Source organism: Microlunatus aurantiacus, from assembly GCF_039536605.1.
GTDB classification, from domain to species: domain Bacteria; phylum Actinomycetota; class Actinomycetes; order Propionibacteriales; family Propionibacteriaceae; genus Microlunatus; species Microlunatus aurantiacus.
Window position 1 is genome coordinate 107,451 of sequence record NZ_BAAAYX010000035.1, and the last position, 15,788, is coordinate 123,238.

At 69.4% G+C, this 15,788-nt stretch carries 16 protein-coding genes and 1 tRNA gene; 9 read left to right on the forward strand and 8 right to left on the reverse strand.

Annotation, left to right across the window (positions count from 1 at the left end; all coding sequences use genetic code 11):
• Positions 1-25 precede the first annotated feature (25 nt).
• From ABD714_RS22815 to ABD714_RS22845, 7 genes are all read left to right on the forward strand, one after another.
• Positions 26-1,633 carry a CYTH domain-containing protein gene (locus ABD714_RS22815; protein ID WP_344814764.1) on the forward strand — a complete coding sequence of 536 codons (1,608 nt, stop codon included), beginning with the start codon at positions 26-28 and terminating at the stop codon, positions 1,631-1,633.
• The gene (gene tmk / locus ABD714_RS22820; protein WP_344814765.1) at positions 1,630-2,361 is read left to right on the forward strand and encodes a dTMP kinase; all 732 of its coding nucleotides are present in this window, start codon (positions 1,630-1,632) and stop codon (positions 2,359-2,361) included. Before ABD714_RS22815 ends, tmk begins: the two co-directional genes overlap by 4 nt.
• A gap of 46 nt (positions 2,362-2,407) precedes the next feature.
• The gene (locus tag ABD714_RS22825; protein ID WP_344814766.1) at positions 2,408-3,583 is read left to right on the forward strand and encodes a DNA polymerase III subunit delta'; all 1,176 of its coding nucleotides are present in this window, start codon (positions 2,408-2,410) and stop codon (positions 3,581-3,583) included.
• Between the two features lie 273 nt (positions 3,584-3,856).
• Positions 3,857-4,480 (forward strand): transglycosylase family protein, encoded by a 624-nt coding sequence (locus ABD714_RS22830; RefSeq protein WP_344814767.1) that lies wholly within the window; start codon positions 3,857-3,859, stop codon positions 4,478-4,480.
• 95 nt (positions 4,481-4,575) lie between these two features.
• The gene (locus tag ABD714_RS22835) at positions 4,576-5,433 is read left to right on the forward strand and encodes a PSP1 domain-containing protein (protein ID WP_344814768.1); all 858 of its coding nucleotides are present in this window, start codon (positions 4,576-4,578) and stop codon (positions 5,431-5,433) included.
• Positions 5,434-5,486: 53 nt separating this feature from the next.
• Positions 5,487-7,124: an alpha/beta hydrolase gene (locus ABD714_RS22840; protein WP_344814769.1), complete on the forward strand. Its 1,638-nt coding sequence runs from the start codon at positions 5,487-5,489 to the stop codon at positions 7,122-7,124.
• Positions 7,125-7,472: 348 nt separating this feature from the next.
• Positions 7,473-7,547 (forward strand) — tRNA-Thr (locus ABD714_RS22845).
• Positions 7,548-7,556: 9 nt separating this feature from the next.
• Here ABD714_RS22845 and ABD714_RS22850 read toward each other — a convergent pair.
• The 7 genes from ABD714_RS22850 to ABD714_RS22880 all read right to left on the reverse strand — a co-directional run bounded on the left by ABD714_RS22850 (position 7,557) and on the right by ABD714_RS22880 (position 13,732).
• Positions 7,557-8,780, reverse strand: a complete 1,224-nt coding sequence (locus tag ABD714_RS22850) for a tyrosine-type recombinase/integrase (protein WP_344814770.1) — start codon at positions 8,778-8,780, stop codon at positions 7,557-7,559.
• The gene (locus tag ABD714_RS22855; protein WP_344814771.1) at positions 8,777-8,953 is read right to left on the reverse strand and encodes a helix-turn-helix domain-containing protein; all 177 of its coding nucleotides are present in this window, start codon (positions 8,951-8,953) and stop codon (positions 8,777-8,779) included. Before ABD714_RS22855 ends, ABD714_RS22850 begins: the two co-directional genes overlap by 4 nt.
• Before the next feature lie 206 nt (positions 8,954-9,159).
• A complete protein-coding gene (locus ABD714_RS22860) occupies positions 9,160-10,602 on the reverse strand; it encodes a replication initiator (protein ID WP_344814772.1) in 1,443 nt (480 codons plus the stop codon).
• A 9-nt stretch (positions 10,603-10,611) separates the two neighbouring features.
• Positions 10,612-10,902, reverse strand: a complete 291-nt coding sequence (locus tag ABD714_RS22865; RefSeq protein WP_344814773.1) for a hypothetical protein — start codon at positions 10,900-10,902, stop codon at positions 10,612-10,614.
• Positions 10,903-10,964: 62 nt separating this feature from the next.
• Complete coding sequence (locus tag ABD714_RS22870; protein WP_344814774.1) at positions 10,965-11,573, reverse strand: hypothetical protein; 609 nt, start codon at positions 11,571-11,573, stop codon at positions 10,965-10,967.
• A 235-nt stretch (positions 11,574-11,808) separates the two neighbouring features.
• Positions 11,809-13,299 (reverse strand): FtsK/SpoIIIE domain-containing protein, encoded by a 1,491-nt coding sequence (locus tag ABD714_RS22875; RefSeq protein WP_344814775.1) that lies wholly within the window; start codon positions 13,297-13,299, stop codon positions 11,809-11,811.
• A 34-nt stretch (positions 13,300-13,333) separates the two neighbouring features.
• Positions 13,334-13,732, reverse strand: a complete 399-nt coding sequence (locus ABD714_RS22880) for a hypothetical protein (protein WP_344814776.1) — start codon at positions 13,730-13,732, stop codon at positions 13,334-13,336.
• Positions 13,733-13,945: 213 nt separating this feature from the next.
• On the opposite strand from ABD714_RS22880, the gene ABD714_RS22885 reads away from it, so the two are divergent.
• Together ABD714_RS22885 and ABD714_RS22890 are read left to right on the forward strand one after the other, a co-directional pair.
• Positions 13,946-14,722 (forward strand): XRE family transcriptional regulator, encoded by a 777-nt coding sequence (locus tag ABD714_RS22885; RefSeq protein WP_344814777.1) that lies wholly within the window; start codon positions 13,946-13,948, stop codon positions 14,720-14,722.
• A gap of 20 nt (positions 14,723-14,742) precedes the next feature.
• A complete protein-coding gene (locus tag ABD714_RS22890) occupies positions 14,743-15,210 on the forward strand; it encodes an NUDIX domain-containing protein (RefSeq protein WP_344814778.1) in 468 nt (155 codons plus the stop codon).
• On the opposite strand, the gene ABD714_RS22895 is transcribed toward ABD714_RS22890, so the two are convergent.
• The coding region (locus ABD714_RS22895; protein ID WP_344814779.1) for an HD domain-containing protein at positions 15,207-15,788 on the reverse strand (582 nt) is incomplete at its 5' end. The two genes, ABD714_RS22890 and ABD714_RS22895, sit on opposite strands and share 4 nt — an antisense overlap.

Genomic DNA, 15,788 nt, shown 5'->3' on the forward strand with positions numbered 1-15,788 from the left:
GGACCGACGGCGGGAGGATGACCCCGTGAGCAAGACGACCACCGTGAAGACCGGTGCCGGCGGCAAGACCGGATCCGGCAAGAAGGCCGGTTCCGGCACCCGTGCCGGCCGCCCGGCCGAGGAGCGGGCCGGCGCGAACCCGCCGAAGCCGCGACCCGTCGGTCAGCGGCTGTTCGACATGCCGTTCAGCGCGCAGGTGCCGAGTCCGGTGCGGCCCGATCTCGGGCTGGCCTCGCTGGTGGCCAGGGCCGGTCACAACGCCGGTTACGACATCGACCTCACGCTGCTCGACGCCGCCGACCACCGGTTGATCCGCACCGGGGTGCTGCTGGCCCACCGCGTGCTCGACGGTCGCGGCGAGTGGTATCTCGGGGCCCCCGACTGGGTGCCGCTGCTGCCCAAGGAGCTGATCGTGCCGATGGGGCAAGGCGAGCTGCCCGACGACCTGGCCGACCTCGTCCGTCCGTTCCGTCGGGGCGCACCTCTGTCGCCGGTGGCCGCGTTGCGCTGCGAGCGGCGGGAGTTCTCGCTCCGGAACGCCGAGGGTCGCAGCGTCGCCCTGCTGCGGGACGACAAGGTGACCGTCCGGCGCAACGGCCTGACCACCGCCCGCTACCGCGAGGTGATGCTGACCCCGGTCGGACCGGGGCTCGACGACCCCCAGGCCGAGTGGCTCGGACAGTGCCTCGCCGCGGCCGGTGGGACCGAGATCGACCGCTTCCCGCGGTTGGTCCGCCGGTTGGGCGCGCCGGCCACCGGGCCGTCGGACCTGCCGGCCCCGGCCGAGCTGTCGGGCGGCACCTTCGGTCAGTTCCTCAGCCAGCTGCTCGGCGCCGGGGCGCGCGACCTGATCAGCGGTGACCTGGCGATCGGCGCCGGCGCTGCGGGCGCGGGCGCCCGGTGGGTGGACTCGGTCGGTAACCTCCGCCGCCGGCTCGAGGGGCTGCGGCCGGTGCTCGGGGCGGACTGGGTCGACGAGGTGGTGGAGGACCTGGACTGGCTGGTCTCCCCGGTGGAGCCGCCGCTGGTCACGGCGCCTGCGCGACGGTCGGTCTGGCCGGGGGCGTCGGACGACCGGGCCGCGCTCGGCGGGCCCGGGAGCACGGTGGACGCGAGTGGTCAGCCCCCGGCGCCGGACGGCTACCGGGCGCGGCTGCACAGCCTGCGCTACCTGTCCCTGCTCGAGCGTCTCGTCGCCGCGGCCCGGGCCCCCCGGACCGGGGCCGACGCCGCCCAGCCCGCGGTGGAGGGCGTCGAGGCCCTGTACGGGGCCGCGTTGACGCGCTTCGTGCGGGCCGCCGACCGGCTCGCCGTGGAGGGGACGGCGCAGACCTGGGCCACGGCCCGGTCCGCGGCCCAGAACCTGTCCCGGGCGGCGGTCATCCGCGCGCTGGTCGCGCGCGAGCAGACCGACCGGGACACGAGCCGGCTGAGCCCCGTCGTCGAGCTGCTGGAGCGGGCGTACACGGTCGACCAGGAGGCCGCCGCCGTCCTCGACCGGATCGAGGAGCTGACCCCGGCGGAGGCGTTCGAGACCGGGCGCCGGTTCGAGCGGGACCGCGAGAGCGGCCGCACCGTCCGCTCGGAGTTCCTCACCCGCTGGGCGAAGACCCGCCGGAAGCTCGACCGGTGACCGACGCGGTGACCCCGGACGCGGTGACCCCGGACGCGGTGACCCCGGATGTGGCGAACCCGGACGCGGTGGTCCCGGGGGCGGCTGCTGGCGACGGTGCGGCGTATGCCGAGACCGGGCTGTTCGTGGTCTTCGAAGGCGGGGACGCCGTCGGCAAGTCCACCCAGGTGCGCGCCCTGGTCGACTGGCTGACCGCTGACGGCGTACCGGTGGTGGCGACCTTCGAGCCGGGGGACACCCCCGTCGGCCGGACCATCCGCCGGGCCGTGCTCGATCCGGCCACCGGCGATCTGTCGGCGCGGACCGAGGCGCTGCTGTACGCCGCCGACAAGGCCCAGCACGTGGCGGAGGTCGTGCGACCCGCCCTGGCCGCCGGTGTGGTCGTGGTCTGCGACCGCTACGTGGACTCGATGCTGGCCTACCAGGGCGCCGGCCGGGTGCTGGCCCTGGCCGAGCTCGAGACCGTCGCCCGCTGGGCCACCGAGGACCTGCGTCCGCACCTGACCGTGGTGCTGGACCTCGACCCCGACCAGGCAGTGGCGGCCAAGGTGGACAAGGACCGGCTGGAGGCGGCCGGCGACGACCTGCACCGGCGGGCCCGCGACTTCTTCCTGGCCCTGGCCGCCGCCGACCCGGAGCACTACCTGGTGCTGCCCGCCCGGCTGCCGATCGCCGAGATCGCCGAGCGGGTCCGGGACCGGGTCCGCCCCCTCCTCCCCACCCCCTGATCAGGACCGGCGTGGTTCTGTCGGCTGTTCCGGGCAGACTGGCCCGGTGACCAGCACCGTGCCCCCGACGACCGCGGCGCCCGCGACCGGGGTCTGGGCGGACCTGATCGGCCAGGAGCGCTCGGTCGAGGTGCTGCGGCGGGCGGTCGCCGGCCGGTCGCACGCGATGACCCATGCCTGGCTGGTCACCGGCCCGCCGGGCTCCGGCCGCTCCAACGCGGCTCGCGCGTTCGCCGCCGCCCTGCAGTGCCCCCGGGGAGGGTGCGGGCAGTGCACCGAGTGCCGGACCTCGCTGTCGGGTGCCCATCCCGACGTCACCCTGGTCCGGACCGAGATGCTGTCCATCGGGGTCGACGAGGTGCGCGAGCTGGTCCGCCGGGCGTCGATGAGCCCGACGTTGGGGCGCCGCCAGGTGCTGGTCATCGAGGACGCCGACCGGGTCACCGAGCGCGGGGCCGACGCCCTGCTCAAGGCTATCGAGGAGCCCGCCCCGCGGACGGTCTGGATCCTGTGCGCCCCGACCGCCGACGACGTCGTGGTCACCATCCGCTCGCGCAGCCGGCTGCTCACCCTGCAGACCCCGACCATCGAGGACGTCACCCGGCTGCTGATGGTCAGGGACGGCATCCCCGCCGAGCTGGCCGCCTCCGCCGCACGGGCGGCGCAGGGCCACGTGGGCCGGGCCCGGGCCCTGGCCCGGCACGAGTCCGCGCGCGACCGACGTCGGGCGATCCTGGAGATCCCGTTCCGGCTCAAGGACCTGTCCGCCTGCTTGCAGGCGGCGGACACGCTGGTGAAGACGGCGGCGGAGGAGGCGTCGACGGCCACCGCCGACCTGGATTCCCGGGAGCGCAAGGACCTGGAGGAGGCGCTCGGGTTCGGCACCAAGGGTGCGCGACCGCGCCAGGCCGCGGCCGCCATCAAGGACCTGGAGGACCAGCAGAAGGCGCGGGCCAAGCGGCTGCAGCGCGACGCCATCGACCGGGCGCTGACCGAGCTCACCGGGTTCTACCGCGACCTGCTGAGTGTCCAGACCGGTGCCGGGGCACCGCTGATCAACGACGACCTCGGACCCAAGATCGCGGTGATGGCCCGGTCGTCGACCCCGGAGGCCACGCTGCACAAGATCGACGCGCTGCTGGCCTGCCGGGAGGCGCTGGAGGGCAACGTGGCGCCGCTGCTGGCGGTGGAGTCCACCCTGATCGGGCTCGCCCGCCGTTAGCGCTTTCTCGTCCGATCCGGACTCGGTGATCGGACGTACGGTGCCGGCAACGAACGTGTCTCGCCCGGACCGTCACTGTGACGGCTGTGGTCACGACCACGGGTGCGGTTTGCCAGAATCCTGAGCGTCCACTTACGGTATCGCCACGCTCGTGTCCATTTCGTTATCCGCACCCCCGTCGCCTTCCCCTTCCCGGCGGGTCCTGTGATCTGGACGTGACAAGCGTCAGGAGACCGGACCGTCCACGGGCCGGCGAGCGAAGGGACTCGGGGAATGACCTCCACCATCGTGAAGCGCCTGATCGGGGTGCTGGCCGCCGTGGCCCTGGCCATCGGCCTGTCGGCCGGAGCCGCCACACCGGCGCAGGCCAAGGGCAGTGTCTGGAACCGCGTCGCCAAGTGCGAGAGCGGTGGCCGCTGGAAGATCAACTCCGGCAACGGCTACTACGGCGGACTCCAGTTCTCGGCGCGGACCTGGCGCGCGTACGGCGGCAAGAAGTACGGCAACCAGGCCCACCGGGCCAGCAAGTCCGAGCAGATCGCTGTCGCCCGCCGGGTGCTGGCCGGTCAGGGCGCCGGGGCGTGGGGCGGCTGCGGACGCAAGGCCGGGCTGAGCAAATCCAGTGGCAAGGCGAGCAGGCACGCCAAGCCCGGCTCGTCCAGCGGCAGCACCAAGCTCACGGCCAAGCAGAAGAAGGCCAAGGCCGCCAAGATCGCCAAGCTGAAGGCCACCAAGGTCGCCACAGTCACGAAGAAGACCCACTCGCTGAAGAAGCTGGCCAAGCGCTACCACGTCAAGGGTGGTTGGAAGGCCGTCTACCGGTTGAACAGCTCCACGGTCGCCAAGAAGCCGAACAAGCACCTGAAGCACGGCACCACGATCTCGCTGCGCCGCTGACCTGAGTCCGAGGGCTGAGCCTGGAGCTGACCCGGCGGCCCGAGGGGTCGCTGCCCGGCGCGCGCGGGCGAGCGATGAGGCCTATCGTGGGCGCCATGGCGCGGGTGATGGCGGTCTCCTTCCGGAGATACGGCCGGCTCTACTACCTGGACGCCGGCGACCAGACGTACGCCGTCGGCGAGCACGTGCTGGTGCCCACCGAGGCCGGGCCCGAGGTGGCCGAGTGCGTCTGGGCGCCGGAGACGGTCGGAGACGTCGACTTCGGTGAGCTGCCGCTCTGTCTCGGCCGGGCCGACCAGACCCAGCTGGATCGCGACGCGGCCAACCGGCAGCGGCGCGCCGAGGCGAAGCTCGTGACCAAGCGGCTGATCAAGCGCCACGAGCTGCCCATGAAGGTGATGGGTGTCGACTACCTCGACTCCGGGGTCGACTTCGACGAGATGCTCGTCATCTACTTCACGGCGCCCCACCGGGTCGACTTCCGCAGCCTGGTCGGGGATCTCGCCCGGGCGCTGCGGGCCCGGATCGACCTGCGCCAGATCGGCTCCCGGGAGGGGGCGCGGCTCGCCGGGGACCTCGGGAGCTGTGGGCGCGACCTGTGCTGCTCCACCTTCCTGACGAGCTTCGAGCCGGTCAGTCTGCGGATGGCCCGGCTGCAGGACCTGCCGGCCAACCCGCTGCGCATCTCCGGGGCGTGCGGCCGGCTGATGTGCTGCCTGAAGTACGAGCACCCCCTGTACGTCGATTTCGCCGAGTCCACCCCGGCCGTCGGCAGCCAGGTCACCACGCCGGTGGGGGAGGGCACCGTCGTCGCCCACCAGGTGCCGGCGGACGCCGTGCTCGTCCGGGTCCGGGGCGCCGGCGTCCAGGTCTGCGCCAAGGCCGACGTCTGCCCGTCCCGGCACGCGTACGACGGCCGGACGCCCGAGGCGCCGTCCGCACCGACTGACTGAGCGGACCCACTCGGCCGGCCGCCGGGGTGGGCGCGTCCACCTATAGTCGCGGCATGGCGCGGGGGAGCGGGGCGACGACGACGCGTCGCACGACGGCGCTGGTCGCGGTGGTCTCGCTGCTGCTGATGATCACCGGCTGCGCGTTGCTGCCGACCGTCTCGACCACCGCACCGACACCCGGCTCGACGACCGCGGCGCCCTCGTCGGACACACCGTCGTCGGGCGCGCCCTCGGCGGGAGGATCGTCGGCGACGCCGACTCAGGGGTCGGGTCGACCGGTCCAGCCGGTCCCCGACGTGCGTCCGGCCGGGTTCCTGTCGCCGCCGCCCGGTCAGGGTCTGCAGCGCTACCTCGGGCAGCGGGTCCGCTGGTCCGACTGCGGCAAGGGGCTGCGGTGCGCGGCCGTGCTCGCGCCGCTCGACTACGCCGACCCCGACGGGGAGGCGATCACCCTGGGCCTGGCCAAGCGTCCGGCCAGCGCCGGACCGTCGGCCGGCTCGCTGTTCATCAACCCGGGCGGCCCCGGTGGGTCCGGCACCAAGTACGTCGACTACTTCGAGGTGAAGGGTCTGGAGCGGTTCGACGTCGTCGGGTGGGACCCGCGGGGGACCGGGCAGTCCACGCCGGTCAAGTGCGCGAACGGCGCGGCCATGGACGTGTACACCTCCGTCGACGTCACCCCCGACGACAAGGCCGAGGAGAAGGCGCTCACCCAGGCCCAGCTCGACTTCGGTCGCGGCTGCCTCGAACGGTCCGGGGCGCTGCTGGAGCACATCTCCACCACCGAGACCGTCCGCGACCTCGACCTGCTCCGGCACCTGGTGGGCGACGAGAAGCTGAGCTACTTCGGCTCGTCGTACGGCACGAAGATCGGCGCGCTCTACGCCGAGCTGTATCCGGCCACTGTCGGCCGGATGGTGCTCGACGGGGCGGTCAACATCACCGGGAAGAAGGACGTCAGTCAGCTCGACGGGTTCGAGCGGGCGCTGGGCAACTTCGCCACCTGGTGCGCCGAGCAGCGGTGCAAGCTCGGCAGCAGCAAGACCGAGGTGGAGCGCACCATCGGCGACCTGCTGCAGCGCCTGGACGAGAAGCCGATCAACGGGGGCCGGGCGAAGCTCACCCAGCAGCTCGGGCTGACCGGGGTGCTCGCCGTCCTGTACGAGAACGAGGAAGGCTGGAAGTACCTGCGGCAGGGGCTCGAGCTCGCCGCCTTCGAGAACGACGGCCGCTATCTCCTGTACTTCGCCGACCAGTACAACGACCGCAGCACCAACGGCACCTACGGGCAGCTCCAGTTCTCGTTCCCGGCCATCCGCTGTCTGGACTCCCAAGACGTCAGCGTGAGTGAGGCGGAGAAGGAGGGGGCGGAGGAGGCGAAGCGGGCGCCGACGCTCGGACCGTTCGCCGGCGCCGACCTCGTCTGCCCGCTCTGGCCGGTCGCCCCGTTCCCGAAGGAGCCGACGATCCGGGGCGCGGGCGCCGCGCCGATCGTGGTCATCGGCACGACCGGCGACCCAGCGACCCCGTACGAGTACGCCGAGCGGATGGCGAAGCAGCTCCGGTCCGGGCACCTGCTCACGCTGAAGGGGGAGGGCCACCTCGGCTACGGCCAGAGCGCCTGCATCCAGCGCTACGTCCAGGCGTACCTGCTGGACGGGGACGTGCCCGCCGACGGGACGCGCTGCTGAGGATCTCCTGGGAACTCTTGGGCGCCACGGCGGGCTGCTGTGGTGCTTCGAGCTCCAGCCGGCGATCGTTGGGGTGAACCGAGAGCCCGGGGAACCTGCCACCCGGGCCCTCAGTTCGGGGTGAAACACCGCCTCCGTCGCGACGACGGCGGTGGTGCGCCACCCATTCGGGATGTGGCTGAGTCTGCTGGGTGAACCTGTGATCCGCCTGAGGGCCGATGGTGAACTTGGTGAGGATGCCGGTCCCGTCGGCGGGGTTGACGGCGTTTCGCGTCCACCCCCGGTTGCTCGCTATAGTTGGCGGTCGCGCTACCGCTTCCGGCGGCTCGGCTCCGGCCGTACGCGCAGGCCGCCTTAGCTCAGTGGTAGAGCAACGCACTCGTAATGCGTAGGTCTGGGGTTCAAATCCCCAAGGCGGCTCCACCAAAAGACCTAGTCAGCAGCACTTTCACTCTCCTCGTCATCGTCCTGCGGATCTGAATCTGTGGCTTCGGCAGCCACACTGGCAGCCACGACCTCCGAGGCCCCGCCGAGCAGCAGCTGCATCCGGTCGGCAGCCTCACGCGACAATCCCGCCGACACATGTGTGTACGTGTTCAACGTGATCGAGATCTGAGAGTGCCCCAGCACCTCCATCACCACCCGCGCCGGCACCCCCTGAGCCAACATCAACGACGCCGCCGTATGCCGCAGATCATGCAACCGCACCCGACGCAGACCCGCCCGCTCCACGATCAGCTGGAAGTCGCGGTAGTCGTTGCGCGGATGGATCGGCGTCCCGACCTCCGTGGAAAACACCAGTCCCCAGTCCTCCCAGAACTCCCCAGCCTTGACCCGGCTCTCGGCCTGGCGGTCCTGAAGCAACCGCAGCGCGTCCACGGTGACCTGGGGGAGCGGGACCGTCCGCCGAGACCTCGCCGTCTTCGGCGGCACCAACTGCAACCCATTCCCCGGCTGATACTGCAAAGCCTGACGCACCCGAGCCGTCCCCTCCACCAGGTCGACGTCCTGCCACGACAGCCCCAGGACCTCGCCCTGCCGCATCCCCGACACCACACCCAGCAGCCACCGGGCCTCGAACCGCGTCCCTGACACGGCAGCCAAGAACGACCGGGTCTCCTCCTCGCTATACGGCTGCACCTCCACCCGAGACAACGACGGCGGATCAACCGCCATCACCGGATTCCACCCCACCAGCTGCCACCGCACCGCCACCGTCAACGCCCGCCGCAGCAACGCATGCAACCGCCGCACACTGCCCGCCGAGATCCGCGTCAACTGATCCTGGTAGAACGCCGAGATCTGATCCGGCCGCAACTTGTCCAACGGCACCTTCCCCAAAGCCGGCCCGATATACAGCCGGACCTCCTGGCGATACCGATGCACCGTGTTCGGCCGAACCGTCGCCGGAGCCACCTCCGTCAGATACCGCTCCAACCACACACCCAACGTCGGGGCGCGACCCGGTCGCAGCCGACCCTCCTCAGCCTCCAATGCCAGTCGACGAATCGCACCCGTCACCTCAACCTTGGTGCGGCCCCGCACATACCGCCGACGCCGCTTCCCGCCATGCCAGCCAAGATCAACAACCCCCCGCCACGACCCATCGTCCACGCGGTACACCGACCCCTCACCCGGGGCCCGACGCCCGGTCATGCCGCAGGAGTTGCCGACTCCACGAACCGCACAATCGACGCCCGCGACACCCGACGAGAACGACCGATCTTGATCGACGCCAACTGCTCGGCATAGATCAGCTCGTACACACGGTTACGACTCACACTCAACATCTCCGCCGTCTCCTTGACGGTGAACAGCATCTTCTCCATCGAACTCGCCTCTCTAGGTGGTTGGGTTCTCGGCCTCCCCCGACTTCGGAGAATGTGGTCTCCGGTCCACTCGTCAAGGGCACTTCGTGTCCTGCGGATTCGCTGCGCTTCACCCTTGACGACCAGACCTCCGACCACGGGCGGCTGGTCATCGGGGGAGGCCGAGGAATGGGCCCGCCAGCACGCCTACGAGACTTGCGCGCCCATCAGTCATCCCGGGCTCGGGCAGCAGAAGCCGCCGCCAACGCCGCATCACCAGCTGTCAGCCAACCGATGCCGGCGAACCGCCACGACCCCACCACCAGCGTCGAATCCGCTTCCAGCTCGGCCAGGTCAGCGTCGTCACCGACCCGGACCGGCTCCCCGCCGTGCAGCTTGTTGAGCCGTGCCCGGACGTGGTCTCGGCGGGCCTGCCGCAGCCGGCCGAGAGTGGTCGAGTACCGGCGGGACTTCGAAGCGAAGTGGCCCCGGAAGCCGAGCATGTCCGCCCACCGACCCCACCCCTTGTACGGACCATCCGGCCCGGTCAGCCCGGCGCAACCGGCCCGCAACGCCGTCCTTCTCACCAGTCGCTTGAGCCGGGCCAGGTGCGGGTTCGGACCGGCCTGACTGTCGGCCAGGTCTGCAGCGGCTTTGGTGGCGTACTTCGCTACGTACGCAGCGACCGTTTCGGGGTGCAACTCGACCCCGGTTGCGGCTTCCCGGTCAGCGTCACCGTGGACGGCCCGGGCGTCCAACTGGCGGCCGAAGCTCAGCACTCGCCCCACATCGTGCACGTCGACCGGCGACGCCTCGCACGACACGTCACCGGCTGCCTGCAGCACCAGGTCCACCAGCTCGGATGCCGAGACCGTCCGGGCCGGGGGAGGGAAGGGGTCAGTTTCGGTAGGTTGGCCGTCGAGCCGGATCAGGGCGTGGAAGTGGATGACGCCGCGGCGTTGGAACTCGGCCACCTTCGCGAACTGGACCCGGACCAGCCGACGACACGCAGTCTCCGAGAGGTTGAGATGGCGAGCGAGCGCGCGACCGAGAGCGATCGTGAACCGCCGCCACAGCTCGGGTGCGTACCACTGCCACACCAGATGCCCCAGATAGTCGTAACACTCCCGGCACAGCGGCTGACCGACCAGGGTGTCGTCGTGATCATGGACGGCCATGCACCAGGTCGGACGTCCGTGCGGACACAGTTTCCGCCCGTCGCCGCTGCGGGGTCGGCACCGCTGGGTCCCGCGCCGGCCGGGCTTCTTCGCCGCATGCACCGGCCCGAACGAGGGAGCGGTCAAGGTGGCGAACACCAACGGATGGTCGGCCACGTCGGCCGGTACGTTCTTCATGCCGCCTGCGGCGCCGGCCATGATCACGTGGTAGACGTCGCCCTGGTACTGATGGGAGCACGACTCACACACTGCTCGACGCCGGTTCCCGCAGCGGAGATAGGTGATCCCGTCCGGCTCCGACGCCGACGAGTAGCTGCGCAACACCACGCCCGTCGCTGGGTCGATGGTCTCGCTGGACCCGACCACCCGGATCGGGTTGGTGCACCGGCCGACCTGCTGGACCTGCGTCAACCAGCGACCGAGGTCGGGCGACGTCAGTCGTTCAATCGCCTGCACCCTGGTCGACGGTGACAAGTCCTGCAAGGTCAACATGGCTGACGCCTACTCACCAGAACTGCGATGGTCGGCAACCTCGCCTGTCTCAGCGAGCTGCAGACGCAGCAGAAGCGCGTGCCAGGACAGTTGGTCGATGATCCAGTACGACGTCACCGACGCTGGCTGGCCGGTGCAGTACTCGTCCAGTTCCACCGTGACTCCCTGATGGTTATCGAGGAAGGCGTGGCAATGGTCCAGCAGCTCGACCAACCCGGCCACGGCACGCCCCGACAGGGTCACCAGGTCGGGAGTCTCCGCGGCTGCGCTGGTGTGAGTGTGGGTTTCCGTGGTGGTCATGATCGGCTCTCGGCTGTGCGGGTCCGCGATCTGGGCGAGGTATCGGGTTCGGGTTGGGTTCGTCATGCCGCGGGCTGCCTTCCGTGCAACACCTGGGAGCGGTGATCGCGCACCAATTCCACCTCCGACCGCCGATAGGCGAACGCGCCATCAACCCGATAGCGGCGCGGCCCGATCCGGCTGGTCACCCAGGAAGTGGCCAATGTGTTGCGAGTGATCTCTAGCAGCTCAGCCGTCTCGGCCGGACTGATCCACTCGACGGGGTCGACGGCCTCGACCTCGACCGGATCTGGCCAGCGGGGGGTCTTCACCCGGATCGTTGTCCGGCCCCTCTCAGGCAGTCTCCGACGTAGGGGCTCATCCGGGGTCTGGTCACCCTCGGTGGTGCACCTGGCGCTCTTGCGGTCCAGCAGCCGCCGGTTGACTGCTCGACCTTCCAAGGCGATGTCTTCGCGCGCATCGGTTAGCAGCGTCGCAACGTCGGTGGAGCATTCCGCAGCGCGGCTCAGCCGCTTGGCTGCCAGCCGCAGTCCTTTCGCGGCCAGGGCGGTTTCCGTCGCGGATTCGGCGGCCCAGAACAGGCCGTCGTCGGCGGAGCGGCCCACACAGGCGGCGAGTTGCTCGAAGGCTTGAGCCAGGCCGAACTCGGCGGCGGCCAGGTAGCGCAGCACAGCGCACATCTCCGAGGCAGGGATTGCTGGGGTGTGCTTGCTGGCCCGCACCAGGAGTTGGAGCGTCTGTGACAGTTCGATGCTCAGCCGAGTCGACTCCGAGCCTGCCCGGGTGACGTTCACCGGACGCCGCCGATCTGGTCAGCAGGTGTCCAACCGCAGCTGAGGCACACACGATGGCGTGGTCTGCAGAGCAGCAGGAGCAGAGTGTGGTGGACGGCGTGGTCGAGTCTGATCATGACGGTCGGCTTTCAGAACGGGTGCCGGTGGTCTTCCGGGACCTCGGGGATGGGCGAGACATGTTCTCCGCAGGTAGAGGGACGACGACGGGGATCTGGGTCGGCGCAGGGAAGTGGTCGGCGAGAGCGCGGATCATCGGATCAGGCACGTGCGCGATCCGGACCCGCATCGTGTCGCCTCCCTCGGTCAGCACGTAGCCAATGCCTGGCGTGCTGCGAGGGATCTTGTGACAGGTCGCCCCGGCTGCGACGGCTCCCTCAGAGAGGACCATCACGACTTCCTCCCGCTCTCTCAGACGCAGGGCGTAGGACTGGTTGAACAGGTGGCGTTGGGGGACGGTGTCCTTGCGTGGGTCCTGCAGATAGCCGTAGACCACGTATCCGGGAGCCCGGCCCAACGCGAGCAGACTCCGCAACGCACTGTCGGCTCGTCGGAGCAGCTCGCGGTCGGTGGAGTAGGAAGTGAGCATCGCGAGCTCGTCGATGACGATGATCACCAACGGTGCGGCCGGTGAAGGGGTGTGCGAACGAGCGTGTCCGGCGATCGTGGCAGCCCGGGCGACCATCGCGATCACGGCGTCCTCCAGAAGCATGACGGCCTGGTCCAAGGTGGTGGCGCGGCGGGTGAACAGCCGGGCACCAAGCGCGTGCTCGACCCCGCCCTTCAGGTCGATGCCGTGGACCTGCACAAGCCCGGTCCTGATCGCGGGTGCGAGGTTGAGCAGCAGCATCCACATCGCTGACGCCTTGCCCGACCCGGACGCTCCAGCAGTCAAGGTATGGACCTGGATCGGTAGGAACCACGGGTCGCCGTTCTCCGTCACGCCCATCTGTGCGGTCGTGATATTCGGCGCCAGGTTCGGGGAAGGGAACCTGGCCTCCACCACCGCCGCGAGCGGGTCAGCGAACAAGAACCTCATCGTGCAGCCGGTGTGGGTGTCGTTAGGGATCACCCGAACCTGACGGGAGCCGACCGCTACCCGGAGCCGCTCCGACGCCGTGACGACGTCCTCCACGGTCTGGCCGATCATCAGCTGCGGCATCGTGACCAGGACGTCGGGCTCATCCCATCTGGACCTGTGCAGGGCAGGAACACGCGTGACCATCACCCCGGTGCGGTCGGCCACTCGGCGGGACAGTCCACAGGCCACCATCAGCCCCGCCCAGGACCTCTTGACGCTGCGTCGGGTCCGGCGCCGCCATGATGGGCGCGCGACACGCTGATGGAACGACACCGGCCACAGCCGAGCCCACAGCCCGAGGAGCAGCACCACCGCGGCGAGTCCGGTCAGCAGTGACCAGATCTCCGCCCACGCCGCGAACACGCCGCCCGTCAGCCATGCGGCCATCCGACGCGGAGCCCACGCGACGAGCCGCCAGGCTCCCGCCAGCCACCAGCCGATCTCGCCCAGTACGGCGCCGGCGCCGCGGACGAGCAGCCGGACACCATGGCCGACCTGGGGGAGCACGGCGATACGGCCGGTCATCGCCGGACCGCCAGCGGGAGCCGATCGGTCATGGTCAGGCAGCCCGAGTCTCGGTCGGCTTCCTGCCCGCCGCCGCCTTGACCCACTCGACCCACGAGCCCAACGGAGTCATCCTCTCCGCCGTGAGCTCGGCGGTGATGACGGAGAACTCCTTGCCCTTCAGCACCAGGTCGAGCTCGCCTTCCAGGCGGATCGCCGTTCCTGGTTCCATTCCGGCCAGTTGCAGATCCGGCAAGAACACCGAGGCGTTGTCCACCACGCCGATCGGCTCGGCGATCACCAGCGCCGACACCGCCGACAACGGGCGGCCGTCACGGTCAGTCCTGCGACCGACCTTCTGCTGCTTGTCACCCGAACCGGCGTAGAGGTTCTTCTCCTTCACCTCCCCCGTCACCAGTGCGATCGCCGCCACCAACTTCATCTGAAGAGCCATGCCTTCGCCTCTCGTCTCTCGCACCGTCCTTTGGGTGCGCTGATTCAGGCTTGCGTGACACGGTGGGACGGGATAACCGCGATCCGGGGACGCTCGAAGACGTCCTGGAGCACGAGAGAACGTCCTAAACGTCATTATTCTTCGGCGCGTTGCGCTCGATCGCTACGAAGTGTGGGACGCTTAGGACGTCTAGTAGGACGTTTAGGAGCACCTATGTCCAACGAACGCCTACGCGGGGCCATCCTGCAGGCTCGGCTGTCGATCGATCAAGTCGCCGAGCACACAGGCGTTGACCCCAAGACGGTCACGCGATGGCTTGGTGGCCGGGTACCGCATCCGCGACATAGGTTCGCCGTGGCTGCGATGCTTGCGCAGGACGAGGAGTACCTGTGGCCGTCAGCCAATCGCTCGGACCTGAACTCTGACGCCGCGACGGCCGAGCTGGTGGCAGCATTTCCGTTCCGAGCCGACGTGGACGCCGCGTACTGGTGGACCATGATCACGAGAGCACGGCAACAGGTAGACCTGCTGGGTTACACGCTCTACTTCCTGCCTCAGCAGCACCCCAAGCTCATATCGGTCCTTCTCGACAAGTGCGCATCCGGCTGCAAGATCCGGCTAGTGCTGGCCGACCCCGAATCTGAGTTCGTTCGACTGCGTGAGCTCGAGGAACAGGATCCGATCACCCTCTCCGCCCGGATCGAGACAAGCCTTCGAGCCTTTCGCCCGCTTGTCCATGCCTGTTCAGGCGCAGAACTTCGCTATCAGAACGCGCCGCTGTACAGCTCGGTCTTCCGCTTTGACGACGAAATGCTTGTCACGCCGCACCTCTACGCCACGCCCGGCAACCGAGCACCCCTCCTGCACCTGCGACGCTTGGGACCGAACGGGTTATTCTCTCGGTTCGCCTCGCACTTCGAAGCGATCTGGGCCACCACCACGGATGCTGCCAACAGCGACAAGCCGCAGCCGGTGAGTCTCGGCAGCTAACGCCCCGCCACAATGGCTACATGGGCCGTCGTGACTACATCAACGACCCGGCTGCGCCGGAAGCGAACTCTCTCGTGCCCGCCGCCTCGGTAGTCGTAACAAATGAGGACGGCCTGATCCTCCTGCAGCGACGCACGGACAACGACCTCTGGGCGCTACCGGGCGGCACGATGGACATAGGCGAAACCATCAGCGACTGCGCCCGCCGCGAGGTCCGCGAAGAGACCGGTCTCGATGTCGAGCTGCAAGGAATCGTGGGCATCTACAGCGACCCCGGTCATGTGTTCGCCTACGACGACGGCGAAGTGCGCCAGGAGTTCTCGATCTGCTTCTCCGCACGTCCGGTGGCAGGCACGCTGACTGTCAGCGACGAGTCCCACGACGTCCGGTACTTCGCCCCAGCCGAAATCGCTGATCTGCCTATGGTCGAATCCATCCGGCTACGGATCACCGACTACCTCGCCGACCGAGGCCCCGCGCTTCGCTAGTCGACAGACGCCGCGACGCGCAGCTCGGTTAGGCGGCACGCCCGCTCGAACTCAGGCACACCTGCAGCGATCGCGCGAGCCGTGACCGCATCAGGTCCGTAGCGTTCGCTGATCTCCTGCACCCGTCGCTCAAGGGAGACAGGAACTCCATCAGGACCGGTCGTCAGATCGCAGAATGTCAGCGCATGATCAAGCGGCCCGTCTTCGAACGGGAACTCGTCACAGTAGCCGTCGATCCCTCGCAGACGAGCTTCCAACCGTGCGCCCGAGTGATGAGCGACCAGACGCGCCAGGCGTTCGTAACCCTGACCTCTGACGAAGCGGCCGCCATCCAACGGGTGAAAGCCAGTCACCGCCAACTCCGGTGCATACCCAATGTCGTGCAAGAACGCCGCAGCGATCAGCGTCTCTCCATCGTCACCGAAGGCACCAGCGATGCCCTCAGCTGCTCGACCAACAGCGGCGACATGATCCCACCGCCGACCGAGCGACAAGAGGTGATGCTCCGCCGTCCTACGCGCCCACAAAACCACCGACTCCACACCCGCGAGCGTACGACTCAGACGCCCGTCGGTCAG